Source organism: Streptomyces sp. NBC_01264 (genome assembly GCF_026340675.1).
Classification (GTDB): domain Bacteria; phylum Actinomycetota; class Actinomycetes; order Streptomycetales; family Streptomycetaceae; genus Streptomyces.
In genome coordinates, this window is record NZ_JAPEOX010000002.1 from 128,344 (window position 1) to 154,715 (window position 26,372).

At 68.7% G+C, this 26,372-nt stretch carries 26 protein-coding genes and 4 pseudogenes; 16 read left to right on the forward strand and 14 right to left on the reverse strand.

Going from position 1 to position 26,372, the window contains the following annotated elements; translation table 11 throughout:
• The first annotated feature begins 46 nt into the window (after positions 1-46).
• Together OG435_RS33405 and OG435_RS33410 are read left to right on the forward strand one after the other, a co-directional pair.
• Positions 47-355: a transposase gene (locus tag OG435_RS33405; protein ID WP_266874686.1), complete on the forward strand. Its 309-nt coding sequence runs from the start codon at positions 47-49 to the stop codon at positions 353-355.
• On the forward strand, positions 352-1,269 hold the full coding sequence (locus OG435_RS33410) for an IS3 family transposase (protein WP_266874687.1): 918 nt from the start codon (positions 352-354) through the stop codon (positions 1,267-1,269). The genes OG435_RS33405 and OG435_RS33410 overlap by 4 nt, the downstream gene beginning before the upstream one ends.
• Here the strand turns inward: OG435_RS33410 and OG435_RS33415 are convergent, their stop codons facing one another.
• Positions 1,270-1,626 (reverse strand): hypothetical protein, encoded by a 357-nt coding sequence (locus OG435_RS33415; RefSeq protein ID WP_266882600.1) that lies wholly within the window; start codon positions 1,624-1,626, stop codon positions 1,270-1,272.
• Positions 1,627-2,126: 500 nt separating this feature from the next.
• Between OG435_RS33415 and OG435_RS33420 the strand changes: the two genes are divergently transcribed.
• Positions 2,127-2,318 carry a hypothetical protein gene (locus OG435_RS33420; protein ID WP_266882602.1) on the forward strand — a complete coding sequence of 64 codons (192 nt, stop codon included), beginning with the start codon at positions 2,127-2,129 and terminating at the stop codon, positions 2,316-2,318.
• A 554-nt stretch (positions 2,319-2,872) separates the two neighbouring features.
• Here the strand turns inward: OG435_RS33420 and OG435_RS33425 are convergent.
• Positions 2,873-4,285, reverse strand: a pseudogene (locus OG435_RS33425) (hydantoinase B/oxoprolinase family protein); the annotation flags it as partial.
• A gap of 89 nt (positions 4,286-4,374) precedes the next feature.
• Here OG435_RS33425 and OG435_RS33430 point away from each other — a divergent pair.
• Positions 4,375-4,839, forward strand: coding sequence for a cyclic nucleotide-binding domain-containing protein (locus OG435_RS33430; protein WP_266882604.1), 465 nt, complete (start codon positions 4,375-4,377; stop codon positions 4,837-4,839).
• 40 nt (positions 4,840-4,879) lie between these two features.
• Complete coding sequence (locus tag OG435_RS33435; protein ID WP_266882606.1) at positions 4,880-5,524, forward strand: CBS domain-containing protein; 645 nt, start codon at positions 4,880-4,882, stop codon at positions 5,522-5,524.
• Positions 5,525-5,600: 76 nt separating this feature from the next.
• On the opposite strand, the gene OG435_RS33440 is transcribed toward OG435_RS33435, so the two are convergent.
• The 7 genes from OG435_RS33440 to OG435_RS33470 form a co-directional block, all read right to left on the reverse strand.
• Entirely contained in the window at positions 5,601-6,494 is an 894-nt protein-coding gene (locus tag OG435_RS33440) for a universal stress protein (protein WP_266882608.1), read from the reverse strand.
• 981 nt (positions 6,495-7,475) lie between these two features.
• Positions 7,476-8,351: a potassium channel family protein gene (locus OG435_RS33445; protein WP_266882610.1), complete on the reverse strand. Its 876-nt coding sequence runs from the start codon at positions 8,349-8,351 to the stop codon at positions 7,476-7,478.
• 237 nt (positions 8,352-8,588) lie between these two features.
• A complete protein-coding gene (locus OG435_RS33450; RefSeq protein WP_266882612.1) occupies positions 8,589-8,879 on the reverse strand; it encodes a DF family (seleno)protein in 291 nt (96 codons plus the stop codon).
• Positions 8,880-8,992: 113 nt separating this feature from the next.
• Entirely contained in the window at positions 8,993-9,616 is a 624-nt protein-coding gene (locus tag OG435_RS33455; RefSeq protein ID WP_266882614.1) for a DUF305 domain-containing protein, read from the reverse strand.
• A 78-nt stretch (positions 9,617-9,694) separates the two neighbouring features.
• Entirely contained in the window at positions 9,695-10,117 is a 423-nt protein-coding gene (locus OG435_RS33460; protein ID WP_266882616.1) for a DUF6153 family protein, read from the reverse strand.
• A 52-nt stretch (positions 10,118-10,169) separates the two neighbouring features.
• Positions 10,170-10,886: an HAD-IC family P-type ATPase gene (locus OG435_RS33465; RefSeq protein ID WP_266882618.1), complete on the reverse strand. Its 717-nt coding sequence runs from the start codon at positions 10,884-10,886 to the stop codon at positions 10,170-10,172.
• A gap of 134 nt (positions 10,887-11,020) precedes the next feature.
• Positions 11,021-11,416, reverse strand: a complete 396-nt coding sequence (locus OG435_RS33470; protein ID WP_266882620.1) for a DUF302 domain-containing protein — start codon at positions 11,414-11,416, stop codon at positions 11,021-11,023.
• 158 nt (positions 11,417-11,574) lie between these two features.
• Here OG435_RS33470 and OG435_RS33475 point away from each other — a divergent pair, with 158 nt between their 5' ends.
• From OG435_RS33475 to OG435_RS33500, 6 genes and pseudogenes are all read left to right on the forward strand, one after another.
• On the forward strand, positions 11,575-12,954 hold the full coding sequence (locus OG435_RS33475) for an MBL fold metallo-hydrolase (protein ID WP_266882622.1): 1,380 nt from the start codon (positions 11,575-11,577) through the stop codon (positions 12,952-12,954).
• A gap of 41 nt (positions 12,955-12,995) precedes the next feature.
• The gene (locus OG435_RS33480; RefSeq protein WP_266882624.1) at positions 12,996-13,355 is read left to right on the forward strand and encodes a rhodanese-like domain-containing protein; all 360 of its coding nucleotides are present in this window, start codon (positions 12,996-12,998) and stop codon (positions 13,353-13,355) included.
• A pseudogene (locus tag OG435_RS33485) lies at positions 13,352-14,092 on the forward strand (sulfite exporter TauE/SafE family protein); the annotation flags it as partial. The gene OG435_RS33480 and the pseudogene OG435_RS33485, both read left to right, overlap by 4 nt.
• A 91-nt stretch (positions 14,093-14,183) precedes the next feature.
• Entirely contained in the window at positions 14,184-14,756 is a 573-nt protein-coding gene (locus tag OG435_RS33490; RefSeq protein ID WP_266882626.1) for a rhodanese-like domain-containing protein, read from the forward strand.
• 60 nt (positions 14,757-14,816) lie between these two features.
• Positions 14,817-15,083, forward strand: a complete 267-nt coding sequence (locus OG435_RS33495; protein ID WP_112446465.1) for a metal-sensitive transcriptional regulator — start codon at positions 14,817-14,819, stop codon at positions 15,081-15,083.
• A 114-nt stretch (positions 15,084-15,197) separates the two neighbouring features.
• The gene (locus OG435_RS33500; protein ID WP_266882630.1) at positions 15,198-15,644 is read left to right on the forward strand and encodes a hypothetical protein; all 447 of its coding nucleotides are present in this window, start codon (positions 15,198-15,200) and stop codon (positions 15,642-15,644) included.
• Here the strand turns inward: OG435_RS33500 and OG435_RS33505 are convergent.
• Together OG435_RS33505 and OG435_RS33510 are read right to left on the reverse strand one after the other, a co-directional pair.
• Complete coding sequence (locus tag OG435_RS33505) at positions 15,625-16,551, reverse strand: IS5 family transposase (RefSeq protein ID WP_266882632.1); 927 nt, start codon at positions 16,549-16,551, stop codon at positions 15,625-15,627. The genes OG435_RS33500 and OG435_RS33505 overlap by 20 nt on opposite strands.
• A 287-nt stretch (positions 16,552-16,838) precedes the next feature.
• A complete protein-coding gene (locus tag OG435_RS33510) occupies positions 16,839-18,029 on the reverse strand; it encodes an IS110 family transposase (RefSeq protein WP_266882634.1) in 1,191 nt (396 codons plus the stop codon).
• A gap of 534 nt (positions 18,030-18,563) precedes the next feature.
• On the opposite strand from OG435_RS33510, the pseudogene OG435_RS33515 reads away from it, so the two are divergent.
• The 3 genes and pseudogenes from OG435_RS33515 to OG435_RS33525 all read left to right on the forward strand — a co-directional run bounded on the left by OG435_RS33515 (position 18,564) and on the right by OG435_RS33525 (position 22,535).
• A pseudogene (locus tag OG435_RS33515) lies at positions 18,564-19,792 on the forward strand (IS110 family transposase).
• Positions 19,793-20,081: 289 nt separating this feature from the next.
• Positions 20,082-21,277, forward strand: a protein-coding gene (locus tag OG435_RS33520) for an IS3 family transposase (RefSeq protein ID WP_266874684.1) whose coding sequence is annotated in 2 segments (ribosomal slippage) — positions 20,082-20,361 and positions 20,361-21,277 — 1,197 coding nt in all. Because the reading frame shifts where the segments join, the coding sequence is not laid out codon by codon here.
• A 367-nt stretch (positions 21,278-21,644) separates the two neighbouring features.
• Positions 21,645-22,535 (forward strand): hypothetical protein, encoded by an 891-nt coding sequence (locus OG435_RS33525; protein ID WP_266882636.1) that lies wholly within the window; start codon positions 21,645-21,647, stop codon positions 22,533-22,535.
• Between the two features lie 180 nt (positions 22,536-22,715).
• Here the strand turns inward: OG435_RS33525 and OG435_RS33530 are convergent.
• Both OG435_RS33530 and OG435_RS33535 read right to left on the reverse strand, forming a co-directional pair.
• Positions 22,716-22,841 (reverse strand): annotated as a pseudogene (locus OG435_RS33530) (carbonic anhydrase); the annotation flags it as partial.
• 54 nt (positions 22,842-22,895) lie between these two features.
• On the reverse strand, positions 22,896-23,093 hold the full coding sequence (locus tag OG435_RS33535; RefSeq protein WP_266882638.1) for a hypothetical protein: 198 nt from the start codon (positions 23,091-23,093) through the stop codon (positions 22,896-22,898).
• A 102-nt stretch (positions 23,094-23,195) separates the two neighbouring features.
• Here OG435_RS33535 and OG435_RS33540 point away from each other — a divergent pair, with 102 nt between their 5' ends.
• Positions 23,196-24,239, forward strand: a complete 1,044-nt coding sequence (locus OG435_RS33540) for a 1-phosphofructokinase family hexose kinase (RefSeq protein ID WP_266882640.1) — start codon at positions 23,196-23,198, stop codon at positions 24,237-24,239.
• A gap of 176 nt (positions 24,240-24,415) precedes the next feature.
• A complete protein-coding gene (locus tag OG435_RS33545; protein WP_266882642.1) occupies positions 24,416-24,616 on the forward strand; it encodes a DUF5988 family protein in 201 nt (66 codons plus the stop codon).
• Between the two features lie 250 nt (positions 24,617-24,866).
• On the opposite strand, the gene OG435_RS50795 is transcribed toward OG435_RS33545, so the two are convergent.
• Complete coding sequence (locus OG435_RS50795; protein ID WP_430625792.1) at positions 24,867-25,079, reverse strand: hypothetical protein; 213 nt, start codon at positions 25,077-25,079, stop codon at positions 24,867-24,869.
• Positions 25,080-26,372 lie beyond the last annotated feature (1,293 nt).

Genomic DNA, 26,372 nt, shown 5'->3' on the forward strand with positions numbered 1-26,372 from the left:
AGTGTTGACATCGGGTCAGATGGGACTCATGAGAGGACCAGTGGCCATGGCTGCACCCCGGAAATACTCGCTCGAGTTGCGTGAGCGTGCGGTACGGATGTATCGCACCGCGGAGCCGAAGCCCCAGATCAAGAAGCTGGCTGTCGACTTCGGCGTGCATCCCGAGGCCCTGCGCGGGTGGATCCGCCAGGCGGAGGCGGATGCCGGCGAACGCGATGACCGGCTCACCACCGACGAACGCGCCGAGCTCGCGGCCCTGCGCAAGGAGAATGTCCAGCTCAAGCGGGCCAACGACGTACTGCGGACGGCCTCGGCGTTTTTCGCGGCGCAACTCGACCCGACCCGGCCCAGGTGACGGCGCTCGTTGACGAGCACCCGTGCCTGGGAGTCGAGTGCGTACTTCGGGAACTGCACATCCCCTCCTCCACCTACTACCGCTGGCGCCGTGCAGAGGCCGAGCCGTGCGAGCGAAGGCGCCGTGACGTCGAGCTGACCGAGCGGATCAAAGAGATCCACGCGGATTCCGGCGGCAACTACGGCTCGCCGCGGGTACACGCCGTCCTCAAGCGTGAGGGTGTCCACGTGGGCCGCAAGCGGGTCGAGCGCCTGATGCGCGAGGCCGACATCGCGGGGGTCAGCCCACGGCGCAAGGGCTTCACGCGCCGGGACCCGAAGGCCACCCTGGCCCCGGACCTGGTCAACAGGGACTTCACCGCACCGGCTCCGAACCGGTTGTGGGTCACCGACCTCACCATGATCTCCACCGGTGAGGGGCCTCTGTGGCTCTCGGCGATCCGCGACGCCTTCTCCCGCCGGGTGGTCGCCTGGGAGACTTCCGCCCGCGCGGACGCCGACCTGGTGCTGACCACCCTGGAGTACGCCCTCGCGTCCCGCGAGGTCGAGCCCGGCCAGCTGATTCATCACGCGGACCACGGCTGTCAATACACGTCTATCAAGCTCACAACCCGGCTAATGAGAGCTGGAGTTGAAGCGTCCATGGGCTCGATCGGCGACTCATACGATAACGCTCTCGCGGAGAACCTCTGGATGCTCATCAAAACCGAGGGCCTCCGTGGCCGGACCTTCACCACCCGGGCTGAGGCGAACCTCGCGCTCTTCGAGTACATCGATGGCTTCTACAACTCCCGTCGCATCCAGGAACGGCTCGGCTTCCTCAGCCCGATCGAGTACGAAGAGAAGCACTACGCCAACCAGGCGACGGCCGAACCAGCGAACCTGAACACCCGTCAACCCCTCCTGACCAGCTAATCAGCAACTCCCGAACAACGGGGGAACCTCAATACGCAGTTCCGCAGCGGGCGTGGACGCCTCTGACCTGAGCCTGGCCACGCCGCCCAGGAGCCACAGCACGATGTCGTCCACCGCGACGTTGTTGCGACGGGCCACGACGGCGTGTGCCAACTCGTGAGCGAGCAGGGAGGCGAAGAACACCGTGGCGGTGATCAGCCCGATCAGCCAATAGCTCCACCAGGACCGTCCCGGATACACGTCCGGCAACCGTCCCTCGGCCAGCCCCAGCGCGATGAGGGTGAAGATGATCAGGATGCTCCAGTGCACCCCGACCCGTACCCCTGCGATCCGTCCCAGTGTGAATGTCGCCCTCACGGCTCCTCCAGATGTCGCGGCCCCGCGGGGCCCGCGAAGCGGGGATTCGCCGGTTTCTGCGGTCCGTTACGGCGGCGGCAATCAGCCGCGTTCCGCCGCCCCACGCGGACCCAACGACCGGCTGGATCCGTAGGAGCTGTGCCTGCCCAGCCGAGCCGACCGGGCCTCCGTAGCCGATTCGCAGGCCTTTCACCAGCGTAGACACCCTCCCACTTCCATGGAGGGGCCGCATGGTCCACACCTCGCCCGGACGGTCCTACGAGCCGGGCGCTCGTCGGCGCACGACCGTGCCGAGCACCCTGGCTCCGGCGGCAGTGGCGCGAGGCGGGCGAAGCCCCGTATGTAGTCGTCCGTTATGCCCTCGACCAGGCCCATCACCAGGGGCGGGAAGACGCCGCCGCCTACCTCCAAGCGAGCGGGTCCGGTGGACCGTCACCTTGCCGTGACGCATGGTGACAGGTGACGCCGCATACTCGCCGTCTTGATCACGGAGGCTTGCCATGACACAGAGCACCCCCTCTGAGCACGACCGTTTGTCCCTCGTCGAAGCACAGGTGCAGACGCTCGCCCAGGCGGTCCGGGCACTGGCCGAAGGCCTGGAGGCCAACCCCGCACAGGACACGGACGCGTCGACCCACGCGGCGCGCGGTGCGCGGCTCGCTCACGAACTCCTCCTGGCCCAGGGCTTGTAGCGCCACAGCCGAGGACCGGTTGACAGAACCCAAGCTCGCGCAGTTCGGCAGGCGAGGATTCCGCCGAGGCAGGTGACCTCAGGTCGCTGACCTGGGGCTTTGCCGCAGAGCGGACGGTGGGAATCGAGCTTGAGGAACGCCAGGAGCCAGGTCGTCGGCATCCGCCATGTGGACCTGGCGCCCGCGCAGGCATCGACGTGGTCGCTCGTTCCGATCTGTCCGGCAGGAGCATCCGGGCCGCCAAGGCGTACACGGCCGGTGCGGCGGCGGCCAGGTCGAAGGGGAAGCTGCGCCCTGCCGCGTCGGCCAGCCGTTGTCAACGACGACAGCGCGGTGTCACGGTGCCGATGCCTTGAATTCCGCCCCGGCGGTCGGTGAGAGCGCGGAGGAGGATGCGGCCGAGCGAGCCCCGATGACCGGTACGGCAACGACCAGGACTGCTGGAACGACCCGAGATGCAGATCATCGCGGAACGCCGGCCCGAGAGGCGCCAGCAGAGCCCACGCCCAGAACCAGATCCCCAACAGGATCCCCAGGCCTGTCGGCGTCCCGCATCACCGCTCTCCCTTACGGCCCTGCCCGCCATAGCCACCGCCTCCTGGCGTCTCCACCACGAGCACATCGCCGGGCTGGACCTCGACGGAGTCGCAGCCCGCCATCGGCAGGGAGGTTCCGTCGGCCCGCTCCACGTGGTTGACGCCCAGCGCGCCCGGGGCTCCGCCGGCCATGCCGTAGGGCGGGACCCTGCGGTGGCCGGAGAGGGTGCTGACCGTCATCGGTTCGCGGAAGCGGATCTTGCGTACGGTCCCGTCGCCGCCCCGCCATCGGCCCTCGCCACCAGTGCCAGTACGTACGGAGAACTCTCCAGCAGCACCGAAAGGCGCCACTCGAGAACCTCGGGATCGGTGAGCCTGGAATTGGTCATGTGGGTCTGCACCGCTGACGCCCCGTCGAACCCCGGTCCCGCACCGGAGCCGGAGGCGATGGTTTCGTAATACTGGTGGCGTTCGTTGCCGAAGGTGAGGTTGTTCATCGTGCCGCTGCCCTCGGCCTGGGCGCCCAGGGCGGCGTAGAGGGCCCCGGTGGTCGCCTGGGAGGTCTCGACGTTCCCAGCGACGATGGCCGCGGGGTAGACCGGCGCGAGCATCGATCCGGCCGGGACGATGATGCGCAAGCCAGTTGTCGAAAAGGACTCCCTCCTCGTCGATCTCGTGGCTGTTCGCCGGCATGGATCCCGGTGTCAGGCCGCCGATCTCCGCGTGGTGGCCGCGTGAGGCGACGAAGAACAGGATCTCCGCGCCGGGCGCCTCGCCCCGCTCGTCGAAGACCGGGGTGACCACGGTGATGTCGGGCAGGTGAGTGCCGCCGTGGTACGGATCGTTGACCGCATAGGCGTCGCCCGGCCGCATCGCACCGGGGCGGCGGCGGATCACTTCCCTGACGGCAGTGCCCATCGAGCCCAGGTGCACCGGGATGTGCGGGGCGTTGGCGACGAGACTGCCCTCCGGGTCGAACAGCGCGCAGGAGAAGTCCAGTCGTTCCTTGATGTTGACGGACTGGGCCGTCGCCTCCAGCCGGCCGCCCATCTGCTCGGCGATCGACACGAAGAGGCTGTTGAAGATCTCCAGCATGACCGGGTCCACCCTGGTCTCGACCCCGGCCTCGGAGGGCCCGGCCACGCGTTCGAGGCGCAGGTGCCCCATGGCGGTCGGGGTCGCCCGCCAGCCGGGGTCGACGACGGTGGTGGCGTCGGCCTCGGCGATGACGGCCGGGCCGGTCACGACGGCGCCCGGTCCCAGTCGCTCCCGCTGCCACAGGGGGACATCGCGCCACGCTCCGCCGGTATGGAGCGGGACGGTGTCCGCCGGTACGCCGTGGTCAGCGGTTCCGGTCGGGGCGAGGCGGCCGAGATCGGGCTGCGGGGTCAGCCCCGTCGCCTCCACCGAGAGGGCGTCGACGATGACGGGGCTTATCGGGCCCACCGGGGGGCCGGTCGGCCCATGCCCCGCGTGGGGCCGCAGGACCAGACTGGTAGCGGACTCGAACGGAGGCCGCCATGAGCACCCCTTCCCCCATCCGGATGAGCGCCGCCCTCTCGGCGGAGCACCGCGCACGGCTGATGAGCATGGCCCAGGAGGTGAACTTCGCGGAGGGAAAGCGGATCTTCAACGAGGGCGGTCGTGCGGACCGGTTCTGGATCGTGCGGACCGGCACCGTCACCCTCGACGTTCACGTACCCGGCAGGCAGCCTGCGGTGATCGAGAATCTCGGTCCCGGCGAACTGGTCGGCTGGTCCTGGCTGTTCCGCCCCTATACCTGGCACTTCGGCGCCGAGGCGATGACTCCCGTGCGCACCCACGAATTCGAGGCCGCGGCCGTACGGATGATGATGGACGCCGACCCGGCCTTCGGATCCGCGATCGGGCACTGGGTGGGCCAGGTGCTCGCCCACCGGCTTCTCGCAGCCCGGATCCGCCTGCTCGATCTGTACGCCCCCCACGGGAGCGGCGGCACGTTGTGAGCCGCCCCACCGACTGAGAGAAGTACCGAAGGAGCCGGTCATGCCCGCAATCCGCTACACCGTCAGCGACGTGATGACGCATACGGCCATCGCCGTGGGCCGCGAGGCCCCGTACAAGGAGATCGTCGAGCTGATGCACCAGTGGAAGGTCAGCGCCCTCCCGGTCCTGGAGGGCGAGGGGCGCGTCGTGGGCGTGGTCTCCGAGGCCGATCTGCTGCCCAAGGAGGAGTTCCGGCAGGACGATCCGAGTTTGCCGGAGCAGCTGACGGAGGCGTCGAAGGCCGGCGGGGTGCTCGCCGAGGAGCTCATGTCCAGCCCTGCCGTCACCGTCCACCCGGACTCCACGATCGCCGAGGCCGCCCGCATCATGGCCAGGAAGGGCGTGAAGCGGCTGCCCGTCGTGAACGGCATCGGCCTGCTGGAGGGCATCGTCAGCCGCAGTGATCTACTGAAAGTGTTCCTGCGGCCGGACGAGGAGATCGAGGAGGAGATTCGCGACGCCGTCCTGGCGGAGCTGGCGCCGCCGGTTCGCCTGGACTGCTCTGTCGAGGAGGGTGTGGTGACTCTCCGGGGCAGCCTCCACAACCATGCCCTGGTCCCTCTGGTCGCGCGCGCCGCCCGCGCCGTCGAAGGAGTCGTGGACGTGCGAATGGAGCTCACAGGAGCTGCGGGGGCCGCCGCCTGACGGACCTACCGCGGCCAACCCGAAGGCGTTTCTCGACACCGACGGCCGATGCAGCGACCTTCCTGGATGGCCAAGCCTATCGGCCCTCGTCGTCCTGCTTGCCACGGCGCGGAATGAGCTCCACGGGGCAGTGTGAGTGGTGCAGGAGGCTGTGCGTCGCCCAGCTAAGGGTGGGGCCGAAGTATCCGGGGGTGCGGCGGCCGCCCATCACCAACAAGTCCGCATGACGTGACGCCTCCACCATCACCCCTGCGACCGATGAACCCTTCTCGGTGTCCACGTGCACGTTCAGAGCCGGGAACTCGTCACGGACCCGGTGTGCCACCGACGTCAGCCTTCGTACGTGCACCTGCACCACTTCGTCCACGTCGTCGAGCATGGTCACGACCTCCCCCACGGACTCCAGCACATTCCAGACGTGCAACAGCCGCAGTGACGACTTACGCAGCTCCGCCTCACTCGCCGCGTACCTCGCGCACTCCACATCGTGTTCGTCGCGGATGGCGGCCAGGACGATCCCCACTTCGGCGGTGTTCTCGTCTCCCCGGACCACGACCACGGGCGTCTTGGCGCCCGCGGCGACCTTCAGACCGACCGAACCCAACATCAGCGACTCGAACCCTCCGAGGCCTCGACTACCGACCACGATGGTGTCGGAGGCCGCAGCCGCAGCGTGCAGGCCGGCGACCGGTTCGTGGGGGCTGAGTTCGGTCGACACGTGCAGCCCCGGATGGCGTTCGGCGACCTTGGCGGCGGTCTCCTCGAGCAGGTCCCGGCCCGCCTGTCGTATCCGCTCGATGGCGTACATGGACGCATACAGCATCCGGCTGTCGGTGTCCGCGCCGTGCACGAGGTGCAAGGAGCCCTCCCGCCGTACGGCCTCCACTGCGGCCCAGAACACCGCCCGCTCCGTAGGCAGGGACCCGTCCACTCCCGCCACCACCGTGCCGAGTTCAGGACCGTGCGTCATACCTGCTTCCATGAATCCTCCTCACCGAGCGCCATCGAGGGGTCATCCATCACACCTCAGACCGGACCGACCCTGGAGAGCTGGGCAGACCGAAGGTGCCCGTAGGAAGCACATCAAGGTCAGAAACCTGATGGCGAACGAGGTCGCCCCGGTGGATCCCGTCGCCCCCTTCAGGATGTCGCGAAGCTGCACGCCGCGCACGACATCACCGGGCTTTCCCTGGTGGCCGGGCAGGAGCGACGACGCCCGACCCGATGACAGCGCTGCGGTCGGACATCGCCCGCGTCGTGCCGTGGCTTGAGACAACTGGCTGATGCCATCCAGTCCCGTCCCGGCCGCATGACAAACCAGGTGACGGCCTCGACGGCTGCGGCGCGAGCAACGCCGCGGCCCACCGGCCCGCGCGCGGGGCCGAGCTCAGGAACACGGCACTGGAGCTGGTCCGCTCCACGGAATGGCTGGATCAGCCGCCGAGCAGTGGCGGCCGGCGTGGACACCCGTCGGCCCCATGACGTGAAGAATTCCCCTCGGTCGAGGCCAAGGCGCGTGCACCCGTCGGGCAGGCCGCGATCCAGCTCGTGGAGGCCGGCTCCGACGCGGCTCTTCCCGTCGTCGGCCGCCGGATCCGCAGCTCCACCCTCGGCCCCCGCGTCGGACCGGTCACCACGCGGCACTGCGTCACTCCACCGCACCGGTCGCCGTCGTGGCCCACGGCTGAACGGTTCCGCCGTTCGTCCGCCTCCCCGCGCAGGAACGAGCAGCACGCTGGGGATGGGGCTGACGATCTCCTCGTACGCAATCCTGGGCCTCGCTCTGGTTTCGGTCCCCTGGATCTGTCCGGCTGGCGGCCGCCACCAATCTCGTCTTCTCCCTACCGTTGCTGGCCTGGCGTCGTGGGGGGCGACTGACTCTCCGGGAAGCGGCGGGGCGCGGCCATATGCTCCCTGGGTGGCACGAAGCATTCCTCGGGACGACGTGCCCTCAGACACCAGCATGGCGTCCGTGGTCACGGGCAAAGGCATCGAAGACCGTTCGCGTCACGCCACGGGTGTGAAGGAAGCGCTGGTCGAGGATGACGGCGAGGTCCTCCAGAGCGGCGCTGAGCACGGCGGCCGCGAGGCGGACATCAGGATGGCGGGCGAAGGCCGCCTGATCGGCCAGGTCGTCGGCGTACATGATGTGGAATGCCAGGGACGTCCGGTCTTCACCGTCGTAGAAGTAGTAGGACTCGGCGTACTGCATGAAGTCGACTGAGATCACCGAGATCGCGGCGGCCAGGCTGTCGAGGACCGCCGCCGCCGCGTCCGTGTCGATCTGCTCCGTCGTGGGGTGTGTGCGAGAGAGATGGGAGAGGCGCAGCGCCAGCGCGCGGCGGCGGGCCAGGGCCGGGTAGATGCCGAGGGTCCACGAGACGGTCGCTGTCAGGAGGGCGAAGCCGACCAGGGCCTCCAGCGGGGCGAGGATCCGCAGCCACCCTTCGGTGGGCGCGATGTCGCCGAGACCGAGGGTGGACACGTTGACCAGGGAGATGTACAGCGCGTCGACGAATGAAGCGTGGTCAGCGGGCCTCAGTCCGGCGGTGTACGTGAACGCCTCCGGCATGTGCGGCCAGTAGATCAGCGCCCAGCCCACGACCACGGTCAGGGCCCACACCGCGACCACGGCCACCATGGCCACGGGGCCTGCCAGACCGGCGGCCCGACGCTGTGCCGTCATGAAGGAGGACAGCCGCCACAGACCGGTCATGACCAGTCGACTCAAGCCACCGTGGCGCGTGGGATGCCAAAGTGTGTGGAACACGTCCCTGAGGACGAACAGCACCAGGGCCGCACCCGCGATGTTGAACAGCCAGATCATCCGGCTCCCCTTCCTTCGTCAGCCACTCACCCTTCCGCACGGGAGCGCCGGTCGGCCGGAGCCGCGCACAGGATCGAACCATTCGCCGCAGGGGTATGCGTCTCTGGTCCGGCGCCGGCCAAGGTGTTCAGCAACCTGGCCATGGCGTCTGCGGTGACCGGCGCCCTGCACGTGTTCCTCAGCTCCTCTGTACCCGAGCGGGGGGGCGATTCGCAGGTCAGTCTGGAGGGGTGTCGGTCAGGGCCCGGTGCAGCTGGTCACGGCTGGGGAAGCGACCGGGCCGTCCGAGGTCTGGTACATCCGGCAGGCCAGCCCGGCGGGGCGTCCCGGTTCGGGGAAGGGGTCGCGGCCGTTGATGAGGACGGTCGGGGAGCCGATGAAGCCGATCCGTTCCGCCTCGGCCTGGTCGTTGATGACCCTTGTGGCGATCGTGGTGCTGCTCCCGATGTCCTCGAGCACACGCCGCAGCAGCTCGGCTGCGGGCTTGTGGTGCGGGCAGTCAGGCACGACGAGGAGGTGGATCCGCATGTCTTCAGGATCCCCCTACCCGGCCTAGAGCCCGTACGTCCCGCGGTCCGTGCCGGCCGGTGCGGCTTGCCCATGAAGCCAGGACGCCGCACCAGACCGGGCTCGGTTGGCGTTCAGCCGGCAAGCATCGTCCGCATGAGGGCGATCTCGGCGGTCTGGGAGGTGATGATGCTGTCGGCGAGGGCCTTCGCGGGACCGTAGGCGCCTTGCTCTTTCTCCGTCTTGGCCATGTCGATCGCGCCCTCATGGTGCTCGATCATCATGGTCAGGAACATCGTGTCGAAGGCATTGCCCTTGGCGTTCCCGAGCCGGTTGATGTCCAGGTCACCCATCATCCCGGGCATGCCGGAGTCGTCGTCGCCGTGCCCCATCCCGATGCCGGTGGGGACCTTCTCGCCCCATGCCTTGAGCCAGCCGGTCATGGTGTCGATCTCGGGCTTCTGCGCCTTCTTGATCTTTTCCGCGAGTTCCTTGACCTCGTTGGAGGCGCCATGGGATTCGACCATGTCGGACATGACGATGGCCTGCCGGTGGTGGGGGATCATTCCTTGCGCGAAGGTGATGTCCGCCTGGTTGTGCCGGTCGGCCTCCGTGGAAGCCGGGGCGGTGGTGGTCGCGGCGGTCGTGCCGGGCGTGCTCGTGCTGTCGCTGCTGCCGCAGGCGGCCAGGACCAGGCCGGCAGCGGCCGCGGTGGCCGCCAGGGCCGCGCGACGCGGCAGGGATCGGTTCGTGTTCATTTCGCTGAGCTCCAGTGATCGGATGCGAACAGGAAGCGCGGTGTGCGGCACCGTGGGGGCGGGCCGCAGACGGGGCTCCTATATCCGCAGGAGCTGCAGTCCGGCGAGTGAGGGCGGTGCCCGCCCTCCAGCCGGCTCGTAGGCCAGCGCGATCGGCCACGGGACCGGGGCATAAACGCCATGCGCCGTGGTGGTGACCGACTCGGTGTCTGCTGCGGCGATACCGGGGGAACCCGGCACGGCAGCAGACGCGCACATCTGGTCCGTGTGGACGACATGGCGACCCGTGTCGCGATCGTCGTCGGGGCAGCGGTACTGCGAGCCGGGGTCGGCGGGGGCTGCCGCCACGTGGTGGGAGGTGTGCTCGGTGGCGCCTGCCGGCGGCAGGGCGGCGGCGCCCAAGGCGTGCATGCCGAGCAGCCCGACGATGACGGCGAGGACGAGCAGCGTGGTGAGCCGCAGCAGGGGCTGCGGCTGCGTGCGGGGCTCGCGGCCGGTCACATTTCCCACGGTAGGACGCACCCGGGTACTGCGCAGCGCGGCCCGGGCCGCACTACGTGCCACCTCGAACGCCTCCCTCGGCCGGGCCCGTGGGGGCTGGGCGGGGCAGGCGCAGGCGCTTGAGGGCGAGCGCGTTCAGGGCGACGATGACGCTGGATCCGGACATGGAGAGGGCAGCGATCTCGGGGCGGAGGATCAGGCCGGTGGCGGGTTCGAAGACGCCTGCGGCGATGGGCAGGGCGATGGCGTTGTAGCCGATGGCCCAGCCGAGGTTCTGGCGCATCGTGCGCAGAGTGCCGCGGCCGATGCGCAGGGCGGTGGGGACGTCGAGGGGGTCGGAGCGCATCAGGACGAGGTCGGCGGTCTCGATGGCGACGTCGGTGCCGGCGCCGATGGCGATGGCGATGCCGAGCTCGGCCTGGGCGAGGGCCGGGGCGTCGTTGATGCCGTCGCCGACCATGGCGACCTTGCGGCCGCCGCGCTGGAGCTCGGCGATGGTGGCGGCTTTGTCGCCGGGAAGGACCTCGGCGATGAGGGTGTCGATGCCCAGGCGCTGCGCGATCCGTTCGGCGGTGGCCTGGTTGTCGCCGGTGAGCATGACGACCTCGACGCCCAGGGCGTGCAGTTCACTCACGGCGGCGGAGGAGGTCTCCCGGGGTGCGTCGGCGATGCCGATCAGGGCCGCCGCCCGGCCGTCGATGGCGGCGATGGCGACGGTGCGGCCGGTGGCGGCTAGCCAAGCCGAGCGCCCGCCTGCCGCCGCACTCACCGAACGCACCGCCCTCGTCTCAGCCGACCAGTAGATGACCGCCCCGTCGGGGGCCGAGCGGGCGGCTTTGGGTTACGGACGCCGCCCACGCCGACGCCCACCCCAATGGACGGGGAGCGACTGGAGCGAAGAGCTCAGACACCGTCGCGCAGAGCGGCCAGGGCGGCATCCAGGCGGCGGCCGGCCTCTTCGGCGACCGGCTGGAGGGCGGGCAGGCCGGTGAGGGTGACCATCGTGTCCGGGTCGAGCGCCTGGACCACGGTCTCGCCCCCGTCGGCGCGGACGACGACGTTGCACGGCAGGAGCAGTCCGATGGTGCGGTCGACATCCAGGGCCTGGTGGGCGAGCGGCGGGTTGCAGGCTCCGAGGATGAGGTAGCCCTCCATGTCGTGGCCGAGTTTGGCCTTCAGGGTGGCGGTGACGTCGATCTCGGTGAGGATCCCGAAGCCCTGCGCAGCCAAGGCCTCTCGGACGGCGGCCACGGTGGTGGCGAAGTCACCGGTGAGGCGGACGGTGCGGTCGTAGCGCATTGGTTCATCCCTTTCATGGCGGTTGCGGCCTTGCTCGTAAGCAGGCCCACCCACGGGCCTCCAACGGGTCGAGACTCCGCCAAAAATACCCCCGGGGGTACTAATGCTACGCTCGAGATATACCCCCGGGGGTAATTCTCGCGAGAAGGAGCGACAGCGTGTTCTTCATCGACACCCTTGACCTGGAAGGGCTCGGCAACCGCAGCTACCTGGCAGGCGGTGCCCACAAAGCCGTGGCGGTGGACCCGCCGCGCGACATCGACCAGGTGCTCGCCGCCGCGGCCCGGCGAGGGGTGCGGATCTCCCATGTACTGGAGACCCACATCCACAACGACTACGTCACCGGCGGTCTGGATCTGGCACGCCTCACCGGCGCGGAGTACCTGGTGCCGGCCGCGGCCCGGGTGTCCTTCGCCCGCACCCCCGTCCATGACGGCGACACCGTCACGGTGGACGAGGGCATCACATTGCGGGCGCTGGCCACCCCCGGGCACACCCCGCATCACACCTCCTACGTCTTGGAGGAGCAGGGCGCGGCCGTCGCGGTGTTCACCGGGGGTTCCCTGCTGATAGGGACGGTCGGGCGGCCCGACCTGGTCGAACCTCGACTGACCGAGGAGCTGGCCCGCGCCCAGCACGCCTCCGCATACCGGCTGGCCGCCGAACTCCCGGACGAAACCGAGGTGCTGCCCACCCACGGGTTCGGAAGCTTCTGCTCCTCCGCCCAGGCCGACGGGGACACCAGCACCATCGGCAAGGAGAAGGCGGGCAACGACGCCCTCGTCCAGGACGTCGACGCCTTCGTCTCCGCCCTGCTGGCCGGGCTCGACGACGTGCCCGCGTACTACGCCCACATGGGACCGGCCAACGCCGCGGGCCCGGCTCCGGTAGACCTCACCGCACCTCCCGTGGCGGACGCCGCCGACATCGCGGCCCGTCTGGCAGCCGGGGAATGGGTGGTCGACCTGCGCAACCGCATCGCATTCGCCCAGGGGCATGTCGCAGGTGCCTTCAACTTCGAGGCCGACGGGAAGCTCGCCACCTACCTCGCGTGGCTGATCCCCTGGGGCAAGCCCGTCACCCTCCTCGCCGAATCCCCCGAGCTGCTGGCGAAGGCACAGCGTGAACTGGCCCGGGTCGGTATCGACCGGCCGGCCGCCGCGGCCACCGGAGAGCCCGCCGACTGGCTTCCGGAGGGCGAGGATCCGCGGAGCTTCCCGCGGGCCACGTTCGCCGACCTCGCCGCCCTGGACCCGTACGAGCACAGGATCGTGCTGGACGTACGGCGGGACTCCGAGCGAGCGGAGGGCTGGATCAAGGGCTCCGTACACATCCCCGTCCACCAGCTCCACCGGCGCCAGGACGAAGTACCGGGCGGAGTGGTCTGGGTGCACTGCGCGGGCGGAATGCGCGCGGGAATCGCAGCCTCCTTGCTCGACGCCGCCGGACGCGATGTCGTGGCCGTCGACGACTCCTTCGACGCCGCCCGGAGCGCAGGTCTCCAGGTAGTCAGCGGGCCCGGCCGCCTGGGCAGTTGACGACTCGTCCTCCCCCATTCCGCCGAGAGAAAGACCCACAGATGTTCCTCTTCCGGCGCGGCCCCGCCCGCGTGACTCCGACCCAGGCCCATCAGCGCACGCGCGACGAGGGCGCCGTCCTGCTCGACGTACGCGAGCGCGCCGAGTGGAGCGCCGGACACGCACCCGGGGCCGTACACGCCCCGCTCTCCGCCCTGACGACCAGTGACGGCCTGCCCCCGACCGCCCAGGGCCGGCCACTGGTGGTGATCTGCCGCTCCGGGCACCGCTCCCGGCAGGCCGTGAAGATCCTGACCGCGCGCGGGTCGGACGCCGCCGACGTCAAGGGCGGCATGAGCGCCTGGGCAGCGGCCGGGCTACCTGTTGTCGACGACCGTGGAAACAGCGGCTCGATAGCGTGAGCACGCTCCTCCTCGCCCTGATCGCAGGAGCAGTCATCGGCCTCGCACTCGGAGCTCTCGGCGGCGGCGGCAGCGTGCTCGCGGTCCCGGCCCTGATCTACCTGCTCGACTTCAGCCCGGCCGCCGCGACCACGGCGTCGCTGATCATCGTCACCGCCACATCCGCCACCGCTCTCTACGCCCACGCCACCTCCGGCAACGTCCGCTGGAAAACCGGCGCCCTCTTCGCAGCCGCCGGCATACTCCCCGCCATGGCGGCGGCCACCCTCGCCGCACGACTGCCCGAACAGGTGCTGACCGCCGCGTTCGCGGCCATCGCGGGCCTCGCCGCCCTGCGCATGCTCAAACCCCCCAAAGCCGAGAAGGAGTTCCGCCCGGCACAGCCGCTCCGGGCAGCCGGAGCCGGCGCGGGCCTCGGCGCGATCACCGGATTCCTGGGCGTCGGCGGCGGATTCCTCGCCGTCCCCGCCCTCGTGGGAGTCCTGGGCCTGCGCATGCGGACAGCCGTCGGCACCAGCCTGCTCGTCATCACCGTCAACTCACTCGCCGCGCTCACCGCCCGCACCGCCACCCCCGCACCTCTGCACTGGGCGGTCATCGCACCCTTCACCGGCTCCGCGATCCTCGGCGCCTGGGACGGGAAGCGCCTCGCCGCCAAGATCACGGACCCCACCCTGCAACGGATCTTCGCCGTCACACTGCTGGCCGTCGCGGCCTTCATGCTCACCGACGCGATCCGCTGCCCCCCCCCCCCCCCCACGGCACACCCCAAGCTCACCCGGCGCCCGCCCCCGGCCCCCGCCGCCACCCAGGAAGGACTACTCCGCCATGACCACCCGTCACACCCTCGACTCCGCCCAGGCCCGCACCCGGCTACACGAGCTCACCGTCCTCGACGTCCGCACCCCCGGTGAATACGCCGCAGGCCACCTGCCCGGCGCCCTGAACATCCCCCTCGACCAGCTCTCACGCGCCCTGCCCGACATCCGTCACGCCGCCGACCGCGGCGACATCCTCGTCGTCTGCGCCTCCGGAGCGCGATCTGACCGCGCCTGCACGACGCTCGCCGAGCACGGCATCAGCACCGCCACCCTCGCCGGGGGCACCGGCGCGTGGACCGCCGCCGGCCACGACCTGCACTACCCCGAGCACCCCACCCGGACCACGTGGGGCATGGAGCGCCAGGTCCGCCTGACCGCCGGCGCCCTCGTCCTTGCAGGCCTCGCGCTCGGACTGATCCACCCCGCCTTCCAGCTCATCTCCGCCGCGGTCGCCGGCGGCCTGACCTTCTCCGCCCTCACCAACACCTGCGGCATGGCAGCCGTCCTCGCCAAGCTCCCCCACAACCGCCCCCGCCAAGGGGACCTCGATGCCGCACTCGCGGCCCTCCGCAACCGCTGACCCCCACATATACCCCCTGGGGTACCATGAGGGGACAGCACGTCAATCAGGAGGCACCTGGTGAAGGTCGACGAAGCAGCGGTCAGCTCGGTCCTCAACCGTCTGCGCCGCGCCCAGGGACAGCTCGCCGGAGTCATCGCCATGATCGAAGCCGGCCGCGACTGCAAGGACGTCGTCACCCAACTCGCCGCCGTCTCCAAGGCACTCGACCGCGCCGGCTTCAAAATTGTCGCCAGCGGCATGCGCCAGTGCATGAACAACGCCGACGGAACCCAGCCGCCCATGACCGAGGAAGAACTCGAGAAGCTCTTCCTCGCCCTGGCCTGAGAGCCTGGTGATCAAGGGTTAGCCAGTGCGAGTGGGGCCGCTCTGGCGGGTGGGTGCGGGCTGGATTCCGGATAGAGGCATCGAGAGGTTCCGGGAGCGATGCGGGAGGTCTCGATGGTGTCCGTGGTGTCGTTGATGACGGCGAAGGCCGAGCTGGCGCGGGGGAAGGCCATGGAGTGGCAGGCGTTGCTGGCCGAGGCCCAGGAGCAGGTGGACTTCTGGCTGACGGAAGCGAGCGCGGAGGAGGACGCGGTGCGCCGGCTGCGCCTCGCCTTGGAGGAGCGGTTGGAACTGACGGATAAGGCGGCCGTGGTGCGTGGAGCGGTGGCGTCGTGGGAGCCGGGACGGGACGAGAGTGTGCTGCCCGGGGTGTATCGGGCGGCGCTGGCGGTCGTGCGGGAGGTGAAGGGTCCGGTGCTGGCGCGGCAAGTGGCCGAGAAACTGGGCTGGGAGGCGACGCCGGCGCGTCAGCAGCGGGCGCGGGACGTGTGTTCCCGGCTGGCGGCCCGAGGGTGGATCGTGAAGCGAGGCGACGGGAGGTTCACCAGGCTGCCCGGCTGACCCGCCGGGCAGGGGCGTCGGCACGGCCGGCCAGTCGGCGGCTCATCGCGATGCCCACCGCGAGCAGGACGAAGGCGGCGTGGTGGTCCAGGCGGCGTTCGTAGTCGCGCACGCAGCGACGCCGCCGAGTGATCCACGCCAGCGTGCGTTCCACGACCCACCGCTTGGGGATGACCTTGAAACCCTGCGCCTTGCGGCGGCCGGGGTGCACAGGGATCTCCAAGTCCAAACCGAGGTGCCGGCGGGCCCAGGGCACGAGTTCGCCGTCGTAGACGTGGTCCGCCCAGACCTTGGTGACCTGGGAGAAGAGCAGCCGCAGACGGTCGAAGAGGGCCATGGCCGCGGTGCGGTCGTTCACGTCGGCGGCGGTGACGGCCACCAGCAGGACCAGGCCGAGGGTGTCGACGACGATGTGCCGCTTGCGCCCGTTGACCTGCTTGCCGCCGTCGAACCCACGGCTCGCGGCACCCACCGTCTCGGCCGCCTTGAGCGACTGCGCGTCGATGATCGCGGCCGTCGGCTGTTCGGCACGGCCCTCGCGGCGGCGGATCTCCTTCACCAGCAAGGAGTGGATCATGGCGAACACGCCCTGGCGTACCCAGCGGCGGAAGAAGTCGAAGACCTTGCGCGGCGGCGGGAACGGCTCGGGCAGCGAACGCCACTTTCCCCCGTTGTCCGCGAGATAGCGCAGCGCGTCCAACATTCGCCGGTGGCAATACTCCTCCGGCCGGCCCCCGCGCCCCTCCAGCCACGGCGGCGGCGGGATGGCCGCGCGCACCTCGTCCCACTCGGCCTCGGTCATATCCGTCTCGAAGGCCCGCTCGTGCACCGGCGCCCCGGACGGCACGTTCCCGAACCGGCACGGCAGACACCTGCACGCGGGGCGGGTGAAGCTGTCTGCGGGCACGGCAAGTTGGTACAACTGCGGCACGGGGTCCTCCGGGGTTGTTCGTGGCAACGAAAAACTCTCCAGAGGGCCCCTGTTCTCATGCCCACCGAGCCCCAGAAACGACCCCTCGAACTCCAGAGCCCATGATCACCAGCCTCTGAGGGCCATCCGGAAGACGGCCTGACCGCCCGAGCGGGCCAGGCCGTGCGCCATCTCGTGCACCAGTTCGCGCCCGTCGGGCCCGACACACTCCGCCCGGACCGCTTCGGCCAGTGTCCTGTGCCGTCGATTCCTAATGCGGTCTGTCAAGCCGCGAGGGCGGTCGGCGGCGCGAGCTCGTAGCACCGTCCGTCGCGGAGGAGGGCCCAGAGGACGTTGACGCGGCGGCGAGCGAGGGCAAGGACGGCTTGGGTGTGACGCTTGCCCTCGGCTCGTTTGCGGTCGTAGAACCGGCGGGATTCCTCGGACCGTCGGATGCTGAACAGCGCGGAGGTGTAGAGCACGCGCTGGAGCCGTCGGTTGTATCGCTGCGGGCGCCGCAGGTTGCCGCTGATCTTGCCCGAGTCGCGCGGGACCGGGGCGACGCCGCCGAAGGCGGCGAGGCGGTCAGGGGTGCCGAAGACGGTCATGTCGCCGCCGGTGGCGGCCACGAACTCGGCGCCGAGGATGGTGCCCAGTCCGGGCATGCTGGTGATCACGTCGAAGTGGCGGTGGTCGCGAAATCGGGCCTCGATGAGCTTGTCGAGCTCGGCGACCTGCTCGTTGAGGGCCATCACCTCCTTCACGAGCGTGTGCACCATCTGGGCGGTCAACTTCTCCCCGGGCAGGCTGGTGTGCTGACGTTCGGCAGCCGCGACCGCGGCCTCGGCGAGCTGGTCAGCGCGGAGAACCTTGCGGTTCCGCAGCCAGGTCTCCAGGCGTTTGGCGCCGAGCCGGCGGATGGCCGCAGGGGTCTGGTAACCGGTCAGCAGGGTCAGCGGGCCCTTGTTCGTGAGGTCCAAGGCCCGCTCCAGGCCCGGGAAGATTCCGGAGAGCTGGGCCCTCAGCCGGTTGACGGTGCGGGTGCGATCGGCGACGAGATCCATGCGGCGACCGGTGAGGATCTTGAGGTCGATGACGGTTTCGTCGCTGGCGCGTAAGGGGTTCAGATCCCGCCTGATACGGACCTGGTCGGCGATGACCGCGGCGTCCTTGGCGTCGGTTTTGCCCTCGCCTCGATAGCTCTCTGAGGCGCGGTGGATGGCCCGGCCGGAGATGTAGTTCACCGGCTGGTCGTGGTTGAGGAGGATGCCGATGGCCAGGGCAGCTCCGCCGTCGGCCAGGTCGATGCCCCAGGTCACCTCGTCGCCCAGGGCCAAGACGTCGATGAGGAGTTCGAGCAGTTCCGGCTCGTCGTTGGCGACTCGCCGGGACAGCAGCCGACGGCCGCTCTCGTCGATCGCGACGCAGTGATGGTGGGTCTTGCCTGCGTCGATGCCGGCCCAGATCGCGGCCATGGTGCCTCCGTGCGGTGGGTGTGCTGATGCCTCCCGACGGACGACCTCGCTGTCGATTCCCTAATCCCTTGTTAAGGGCGGTGCTGGAGGAGATCGAGTTCCTCGGGCCTGTTCGAGTGCAGGCTTGCGACATCTTTCGATTCCCGGGCAGCAGGAAGCCTCTCCGTAGATCGGTGCGCATGCCTGCACTGAAGTGCGGCTGATAGTGCCCGCGGATGCCGGACGGACGCCTGGACATCACCTGGCCCCGCGCCCATATGTAGAGCGGCGACGTCCGGCACCTCCAGGCGTCAACACCCAACTCTTCATCACTCGTTGGTGTTGGTGGTGCGAGCCCGCGCCATGGTGACCTCTTGCGAAGCCCGAGCTGTTCAGAGCTCCCGTTTAGACCGAGGCCCGTGGGGTGAGCTGGTGCCACGAACAGCTACTGAGGTGGCGGACCAGCCGAGCCGGCTGAGTCCTGGGATTAGGTCGCTGCGTGGTTCCGCATGAGCTCGTGACCAGCCCAAATAGACAGAATCACTGGGAGGGGCCTTGATCTACTGCGGCATCGACTGGGCGGAGAAGACACACGACGTCGCCCTGGTTGACGACAGCGGCCAGCTGCTGGCCAAACGGCACATCACCGACGACACCGCCGGCTACCGGATCCTGCTGGACCTGCTCGCCGAGTACGGCGACAGCCAGGAGGCCCCGATCCCGGTCGCGATCGAGACCTCCCGCGGCCTACTGGTAGCCGTGCTCAGGACCGGCAGGAGGCAGGTCTTCGCGATCAACCCGATGGCCGCCGCCCGATACCGCGATCGGCATTCCGTCTCGCGCAAAAAGTCCGACCCTGGCGACGCCCTGGTCCTGGCGAACATCCTCCGCACCGACATGCACGCCCACCGGCCTCTGCCCCAGGACAGCGACCTGGGCCGTGCCATCGCCGTGCTCGCACGAGCCCAGCAGGACGCCACCTGGAATCGTCAGCAGATCTCCAACCAGCTCAGGTCCCTCTTACGCGAGTACTACCCCTCAGCCCTCGCAGCCTTCGACCCTTGGCGCAACGGCCTCTGCCGGCCCGAGGCCCACGAGCTCCTCAAAGCCGCCCCGACACCGGCCAAGGCCGCACGGCTGACCCGCACGCAGCTTCAGGCCGCACTCAAGCGGGCTGGCCGCCAGCGCGGCATCGACGCCGAGGCCGAGCGGCTCCGGGAAGTCTTCCGCGCCGACTGGGCCCACCAGCCACCACTGGTCGAGGACGCGCTCGGCAGGCAGATGCTCGCCCTCCTAGTCCAGCTGGAAGCCGCCTGCAAGGCCGCAGACGACCTCGCGAAGGCGGTGGAGGAGACGTTCCCTCAACACCCCGACGCTGAGATCATCCTCAGCTTCCCCGGCCTCGGCACCCAGCTCGGGGCCCGGGTGCTCGCCGAGATCGGCGACGACCGCAAGCGGTTCGCTGACGCCCGCGGCCTGAAGGCATACGCCGGCGCCTCACCCATCACCAGAGCCTCGGGGAAGAAGTCCAGCATCACCCGCCGATGGGTCAAAAACGACCGCCTCAACCACGCCGGATACCTCTGGGCCTTCGCCGCCATCACCGCGTCACCCGGCGCCAAACCCACTACCGCCGACGCCGCGACGCCCACGGAGACTGGCACGCCGCCGCCCAGCGCAACCTCTTCAACCGCATGATCGGCCAGCTCCACCACTGCCTACAAAACCACCGTCTGTTCGATGAACACACCGCCTACCCGACCGAACTCGCCGCCGCCGCTTGACGAGATACACGCCTGAGGTGTCTACGGAGCGATCATTCGCAATTCCTAATTGGCAGCCGAGTCGTCGTGGGGCGTCGGGCGGCCAATCGATGGAAGCCACAGGCGGCAGAACATTGAAAGCCACACCCGACGCCCCTGGGTGGGCCAACCATACGAAGGGCTCGCCCGGTCCCGCAGAACAACGTAGGGAACATTGATCGACGCGAGTTCGTGCCATCGAGGGTTAAGCACGCTTGAGGTGCCCCGAAGTTCTCGGACAGGGGCCCAATAGGGTTGTCCTGTCAAGGGAATGAGGAAGCACGAAGTGGCACCGCCCAGCAAGTACACCCCGGAGTTCCGCGAGGAAGCAGTCCAGATCGCGCTCCGCTCCAGCAAGACCGTCTCGGAGACAGCCCGAGAGCTTGAATTGAACCCGGAGACACTCCGGGGCTGGGTGAAAAAGTTCCAGAAACGGCGTGAGCCGGCCGCTGACGCTGAGCTGACGGTGAGTGAACGCGCCCGGTTGAAGGAACTCGAACGCCGCATTCGCGAAGTCGAGATGGAGAACGCCTTCCTGAAAAAATGCGCGGCGTACTTCGCGAAGGATCCCCGGTAGCACGCAAGTACGAGTTCATCGAAACGATGCGACTCGACACCGCGGAGTACGTATTTTCTGTCGAGTTCATGTGTGAGCGGCTCGACGTGTCCAAGTCCGGCTACTACGACTGGCGACGCCGTCCTGATTCTGCGACGGCTCAGCGGCGCGAGGAATTGAAACTGCTCGTCAAGAAAGCCTTCGAGGTGTCCGACAGTACGTACGGATACCGGCGCATCCGCGCCCAGCTGGCGCGCTGGGGGCACGCCGCCGGCCTGGAGCTCGTGCGCCAGCTCATGCGTGAACTGGGCCTGATGCCCTGCCAGCCCCGCCCGAAGCGGTTCAGCCTGACCCAGGCTGCGGCGGGCGCAGTGCCCGACCTCGTCGGCCGGAACTTCACCGCCGACACCCCGGGTGAAAAGCTCGTCGGAGACATAACCTACATTCCGACTGGCGAGGGCTGGCTTTATCTCGCGACGGTCATCGACTGCTGCACGAAGGAAGTCATCGGGTATGCGATGGACGACCACTACCAGACGCCTTTGATATCCCGGGCCATACGCAACGCAGCCCGCAACAGGAAGCTCACCAAGGGGGCAATTTTTCACTCCGATCGCGGAAGTAACTATATGTCAGCCGAGTTCGGGAAGGCGCTGAACCGGCTCGGCCTCCGCAGATCGTCTGGGCGCACCGGGATCTGTTTCGACAACGCGATGGCCGAATCGTTCTTCGGAACTCTGAAGAACGAGCGTGTCTCACGTGTGACTTACCTGACCCTCGAGGCCGCCCGGCAGGACATCACTCGCTACATCGAATTCTGGTACAATCGCAAACGCCTTCACTCGGCTGTCGGTTACCGGCCTCCGCAGGAAGTCCACGCCGAGTATGCAAGGTTGCGAATAGCCGCGTGAAATGAACGGTCAGATCCCTGTCCGAAAAACGCGAGGCCCCTCAGCTGGCCAGAGGGGTTCGATCGCTGGGGCGCGGCCTGACGGGGTGTACGGCCCAGGGGTGCACCACACCGGTACGGACGTGACCAGGGGCCTCGCCGCGCGCGCTCCCGCTTGGAGGCGTGCGCAGGGTGGATATCGGCGGGATACGAGCATCCGAAGCCTGTGGAACTCTCGCCCCGGTGTCGGGCTTCGCGAGCGTGGGTTTCGGCCAAGAAGACCGGGTCTGCGCGCCAAATCATTGCCCGGTGTATGCAAATGGTAGCGGTGAGTGACGACACTCTGTAAAGATCGATTACGGCACGCCACCCCGATGAAGGGCTGACCTATGACGACTGCGGAGAACACCTACGAGCTGCAGATCGGCGATGAAGACGGTGACGGCATCCTGAACTACGCCGACCCGGACTTCGACCTTGAGGCCGCCCTGGCGGCAGCCCGGAGGCGCGAACTGGAGGAGTGGAAGCAGTACCAGGCCGATGAAACGGCGAAGCTCGCGGACTGGGCCGAGCTGACGGCCGAGGAGATCCGACTGATTCCCCGGGCTGACCGGACGGAGTTGCTCGGTCGGCTTCCGGTCAAGACACGTGAGGGCTTGGTGGCGAAGCTGACCCCGGCCGAACTGGACGGGGTCCGGGCGGCGGTCCTGGAGTACTACACGGTGCGCCACTACAAGGGCGTCACGCAGACATGGCAGCCGGCCGTGGACTGGCTGAACGCCGCCGTCGCGCAAGACATGCACTTTCCGGGCACCGTCCTGGCGTACCTGCCCGCCGAACGTCTGGCGGAGTTGATCGAGCCGCTGGACGACGACACCACCCGCGGCCTGTCCAAGTTCCTTGTGGACAAGCAGCAGGCCATCGTGGAGGAGGCGAACAAGCGCGCGGCGATGGGCGCAGAGGACCGCCGGGTGTACGACGCGTTCAACAGCGCGCCGGACGCTCCGGTCAAGGCGACGACGCCGGCGTGGAAGGTCTCGGCGTTCCGCTGGCACAAGAAGGTCGACCAGTGGGGCGGCTTCATGTGGCTGGTGGACCAGTTCCCGCCGAACTACGCGTTCACGGACGTCTCCAGCACCGATGAGGACTGGTACGCGCCGATGGACGGTCCGAACTGGGAACAGTGTCTGCGTGACCGGGGAACAGCCGAATGGCTCAAGTGGACGTTCGACAAGCGCAGCGGGCTCTACATCCGCTCGGAGTACCTGACCGCGAAGTAGCCCGCCGTTATGCGCCGCGCCCTATCCCGGGAACTGCCCCAGGGTGGGGCGTTTGGCGTCGTCCAGCTCGCTCGCGCGGAGGAAGCCTTGCCCGGCCAAAGCTAGGACAGCTCACCCCACAGGCCAGCAGGTGATCAAACCTCGATGGCACGCGCTCAACATTCGGTGTCACGGAACAGCCAGGACCTCGCCGGCCGAGCGCACGGTCAGTAGATCACCCAGGCCCTGGTCGAAGACCAGTTCCGGAGGCACCCGGAAATCGACGCAGCCCAGGACCACGGCGAAGGGATGCTGCCCTGCGGCCAGCGTCTGCTGACCAAAGCACGGGTTACCGGCACCTCCGAGGGTGGCCCTTGGCACTCAGGCCGCCGAGTGAGCGCCCCAGGGCTTGATCGGCGGGCTCGTCGGCCCCTTCGGCCCCTTCTTGAGTGCTCCTGCCGCACCGACCTGAAGCACCCTTCCCGGTCCCGGCACCTCGATCCAGACCGGCCCGAGCACGTTCTTGCTCCAGATGCCGCAGCTGCCACCGCCCACCCGATGCTCCTGGTAGATCGACATGCCGAGGAACAGGCCCAGCCGCGGGCCGCCATGCAGGTGACGTCAAGTTGTTTCAGTATGGAAGTCGGGTCGGACGTGTCGCTGTCCACGGAGGTGAGTGCGATGAGTACGGCCTCGACGCCGCCCCCCGTCACAGCCGGGACTACCGGCGGCGCGGAGGGATCGGGGAGGGCCTCCGGGCCGTCGATCCTCACCTTGACGATGAATCCCGCAGTCGATCTCTGCTGGGAGGTCGGACACCTGGAGGGCATCGGCAAGAACCGTGCCCAGGTCAGGTCGGTGGCCGCCGGGGGTGGAGGGATCAACGTCGCCCGTCATGTCGTGCGGCTCGGAGGACGAGCCACCGCCGTCCACACCGCCGGAGGCGAGGTCGGCCTGCGCCTGAACCGGTTGCTGGACGAGGAGGGCATCGACCACGTCGCCGTCGACATCGACGACGACACCCGAGAAGCACTCGTGCTGTTCGAGGCAGAATCGCGCCGCGGCTACCACATCGTGCCACCCGGCCCGCACCTGCACAGCCACGAGGGGCGGCGATCCCTGGATGCGCTGGTGCAGGCCGTTGACGGTTGCCCGTACGTCGTGGCTAGCGGCAGCCTGCCCGGTGGCTTGCCAGACGATTTCTACGCGGCCGCCGCCCGCCGTATCAGGGAAGCCGGATCCCGACTGGTCCTGGACACCTCCGGGCCGGCGCTTCGCGGAGCACTCGCGGAGGGCGTGTTCCTGCTCAGGTGCAACCGGACAGAGGCCGAGAGCCTGACCGGCCAGCCGGTCCGCGGCTTCGACGACGCCCGGGCCCTCAACGAGCACCTGCTCACCACAGGGGCCGCCGAAATCGCCGTCACCACCCTAGGAGAACTGGGCGCACTGTGCTCTACCAGCCACGGCCACACCGAGCTCTACGCGCCGCCGCTGCCTGGCGAGCCTCTGAGCGATGCCGGGGCGGGAGACAGCATGGTCGCCGCCCTCATCACGCAGCTGGCCGCTGGCGAGGATCCCGTCAGCGCCTGCGCACTGGGGGTGGCCGTAGCCGCCGCAGCGATGCTCACCCCCAGCACCGAGTCCTTCGACCTGGACGTGGCCCGATCCCTCCGCTCCCAGGTGAGGACCAGGTTCCAGACCAATGCACGACGCCAGGACGTTTGACCCTGCCCAGCCACGTGCCGTTTGATCAGCCCTCTCAACCACATTGCGTTCCCCGTGCTCACAAACCGACCCCGCCCCCACAATCGAGTCGGGGCGGAGCGCTGCCGGTGGTGCCGAAGCGACGCCAGTGCCGACCTCGTGATGCGAGCGGTCCCGTGGTTGTGAAGACTGGAAGCATGGCGACAAAGGCAGTGCTTGAGGGCGGCCCGGACGATCTGCCCGAGCGGATCGTTCCGATCTCCGACCCCGGACAAGACCTGAAGATTCCACACCGCGGTGGGTACGAGCATTTCAAGATCACGTCGCGGCGCCAGGATAGCTCGGAGGGGCAGCTGGCGGTCTACGAGTGGTGGGAACGGACAGAGATCGCCGAATAGCACGGACGGTCAAGGCTGACTCCTCAGGGCAGCAAACCGATGATCCACAAGTCGTCGCACAACGCTTCTCGTGCCCGGACTCAGCCTGCTGGCCTTCGTACCTGACGCGGACGTCCGGGTTCCTCAGGTCCGGGATGCGTTGACGAGATCCAGTCGGACGCGGGTCGCTCGCCGAGCGCAGGAAAGCCATCACCTCCGATGGATCTGGCGGTGGACCATGTGCTGGACGCGTCGACGACGGCGCGGGCGATCAGCCGTCGCTGCCGTCCGTGTTCGCGATGCCGACGGTGAAGGGCTGGGCCTCGCGGTCAGCGTCGACAATGCGGTCGCCGTCGGCGCGGGACACACCGGTGACACGGGCGGCGACGCGGACGTGCTCGCCCAGGACCTCGGCCAGCGGCTGCAGGTACTGCTCGACCCAATCGCCACCGGTCAGGTAGGTGGCTGCCTCCGACTGAACCAAGATCCCGGCCATTCACGGGCCAGTCGCCAGCCGACACCGCCACAGATGGCCATCTTTGCTGGTCAGCTGGGGTGTCACCCGTGTACCACCAGCACACGAGGTTCCTTTATTGCAGCTATTACCCGAAAGCAATCGGGTTCTCCTAGAGCGCCAAGTCGAGCTCCCAGAAGGGGAACTACCCTCGCGAAGTCAGCTCTGGAACGTCACCCACCGACACAGAATCATCATGCCAAGTGCGGAGCAGAGCATCTCAGTCGCGCCTCCCGGACCAGTCGCGGCCAGACTCCCGCCCGGAGTGAAGCAGGCGACCACCCTCTGGCACGTGTGGTGGCACGACGCAGCGGGACGGCTCGACTCTGCAGCGCGCCGTGGGCGTGGGCACGCCCTTCGTGCCCCACCGCTTTCATCACATGGTCCGCACGACCACCATCGTGACGGCGTCCTGCGCCTGGTCTGGTACGTCAACTCACCCCAGAGTGGCGGGGACCGATTACCCGGCGGGCTGGCAGTGGCTGCGCATAACCTGCCGACATGCCCTCGACTCCCGGTGAGCTCCGCCACGTCATGCTCGGTTCGATCTTCAAACCCGAGGTTCCCCTGGGGCCGACCCGGGACATCCTCATCACCTGCCACGCATCGGCAACGGGCAAGGGCAAGCTCCACGGAAGCCCCGAGTGCCGCACGCTGCGGTCTGCCGCCTCCGTGAACCAGATCGACTTCCCGTTCGGCGAAGCCGTCGAGCGGCTCTGTGCGAACTGCCGGTGGCCTCTGTCCACGGACAGCCCGATCCTGCCGCTCGGCGCAGCGGTGAGCGAGGTGGACTCTCTCACCATCTGGCTCGACAGGGAGCCCAGGGACGAGGAGGACATCCAAGCCGGGCGTGACGCCGCCATCGCCCTCGCCACCGGCGATTACCCGCCCCACGCCGATGACGCCCGCGACTCGGAAGAGGAAGTCGACGAGGCCGGGCGCGACGAGGAACGGGAGCGCTACGACCGCGCCCGTAACTTCCGCTCCGGACGGCACTCACATTGGCGCCGACTGCACTCCTACCTGGCACGGAGCAACGAAGCAATAGCCGAGTACCCGTTCCTCGCTCCGTGGGCCGACGGGCTACAGAGTCGGCTCACCGCCGTCCTCGACGCAGAGCGTCGGGCCTTCGCGGCACTCGTCCAGCCGGCCCATCTATTGGACGCCGCTGCCGTACGCGTCCTGCCCACGCCGCAGTTCTCCGGCGATCCCGGCTTCGCCGGGTTGGGAGCGGAGGCGGAGAAGACCTTCCGGCGAGCGTGG

Bases quoted from the DNA above. Each gene is read 5' to 3' on its own strand.
- OG435_RS33430 (WP_266882604.1), top strand. From the start codon at position 4,375: ATGAGCACCCCTTCCCCCATCCGGATGAGCGCCGCCCTCTCGGCGGAG.
- OG435_RS33440 (WP_266882608.1), bottom strand. From the start codon at position 6,494: ATGACGCACGGTCCTGAACTCGGCACGGTGGTGGCGGGAGTGGACGGG.
- OG435_RS33510 (WP_266882634.1), bottom strand. From the start codon at position 18,029: ATGGCCGCGATCTGGGCCGGCATCGACGCAGGCAAGACCCACCATCAC.
- OG435_RS33405 (WP_266874686.1), top strand. From the start codon at position 47: ATGGCTGCACCCCGGAAATACTCGCTCGAGTTGCGTGAGCGTGCGGTA.
- OG435_RS33420 (WP_266882602.1), top strand. From the start codon at position 2,127: ATGACACAGAGCACCCCCTCTGAGCACGACCGTTTGTCCCTCGTCGAA.
- OG435_RS33450 (WP_266882612.1), bottom strand. From the start codon at position 8,879: ATGCGGATCCACCTCCTCGTCGTGCCTGACTGCCCGCACCACAAGCCC.
- OG435_RS33455 (WP_266882614.1), bottom strand. From the start codon at position 9,616: ATGAACACGAACCGATCCCTGCCGCGTCGCGCGGCCCTGGCGGCCACC.
- OG435_RS33435 (WP_266882606.1), top strand. From the start codon at position 4,880: ATGCCCGCAATCCGCTACACCGTCAGCGACGTGATGACGCATACGGCC.
- OG435_RS33470 (WP_266882620.1), bottom strand. From the start codon at position 11,416: ATGCGCTACGACCGCACCGTCCGCCTCACCGGTGACTTCGCCACCACC.
- OG435_RS33525 (WP_266882636.1), top strand. From the start codon at position 21,645: ATGACGACTGCGGAGAACACCTACGAGCTGCAGATCGGCGATGAAGAC.
- OG435_RS33490 (WP_266882626.1), top strand. From the start codon at position 14,184: ATGACCACCCGTCACACCCTCGACTCCGCCCAGGCCCGCACCCGGCTA.
- OG435_RS33500 (WP_266882630.1), top strand. From the start codon at position 15,198: ATGGTGTCCGTGGTGTCGTTGATGACGGCGAAGGCCGAGCTGGCGCGG.
- OG435_RS33535 (WP_266882638.1), bottom strand. From the start codon at position 23,093: ATGTCGATCTACCAGGAGCATCGGGTGGGCGGTGGCAGCTGCGGCATC.
- OG435_RS33445 (WP_266882610.1), bottom strand. From the start codon at position 8,351: ATGATCTGGCTGTTCAACATCGCGGGTGCGGCCCTGGTGCTGTTCGTC.
- OG435_RS33540 (WP_266882640.1), top strand. From the start codon at position 23,196: ATGAGTACGGCCTCGACGCCGCCCCCCGTCACAGCCGGGACTACCGGC.
- OG435_RS33545 (WP_266882642.1), top strand. From the start codon at position 24,416: ATGGCGACAAAGGCAGTGCTTGAGGGCGGCCCGGACGATCTGCCCGAG.
- OG435_RS33480 (WP_266882624.1), top strand. From the start codon at position 12,996: ATGTTCCTCTTCCGGCGCGGCCCCGCCCGCGTGACTCCGACCCAGGCC.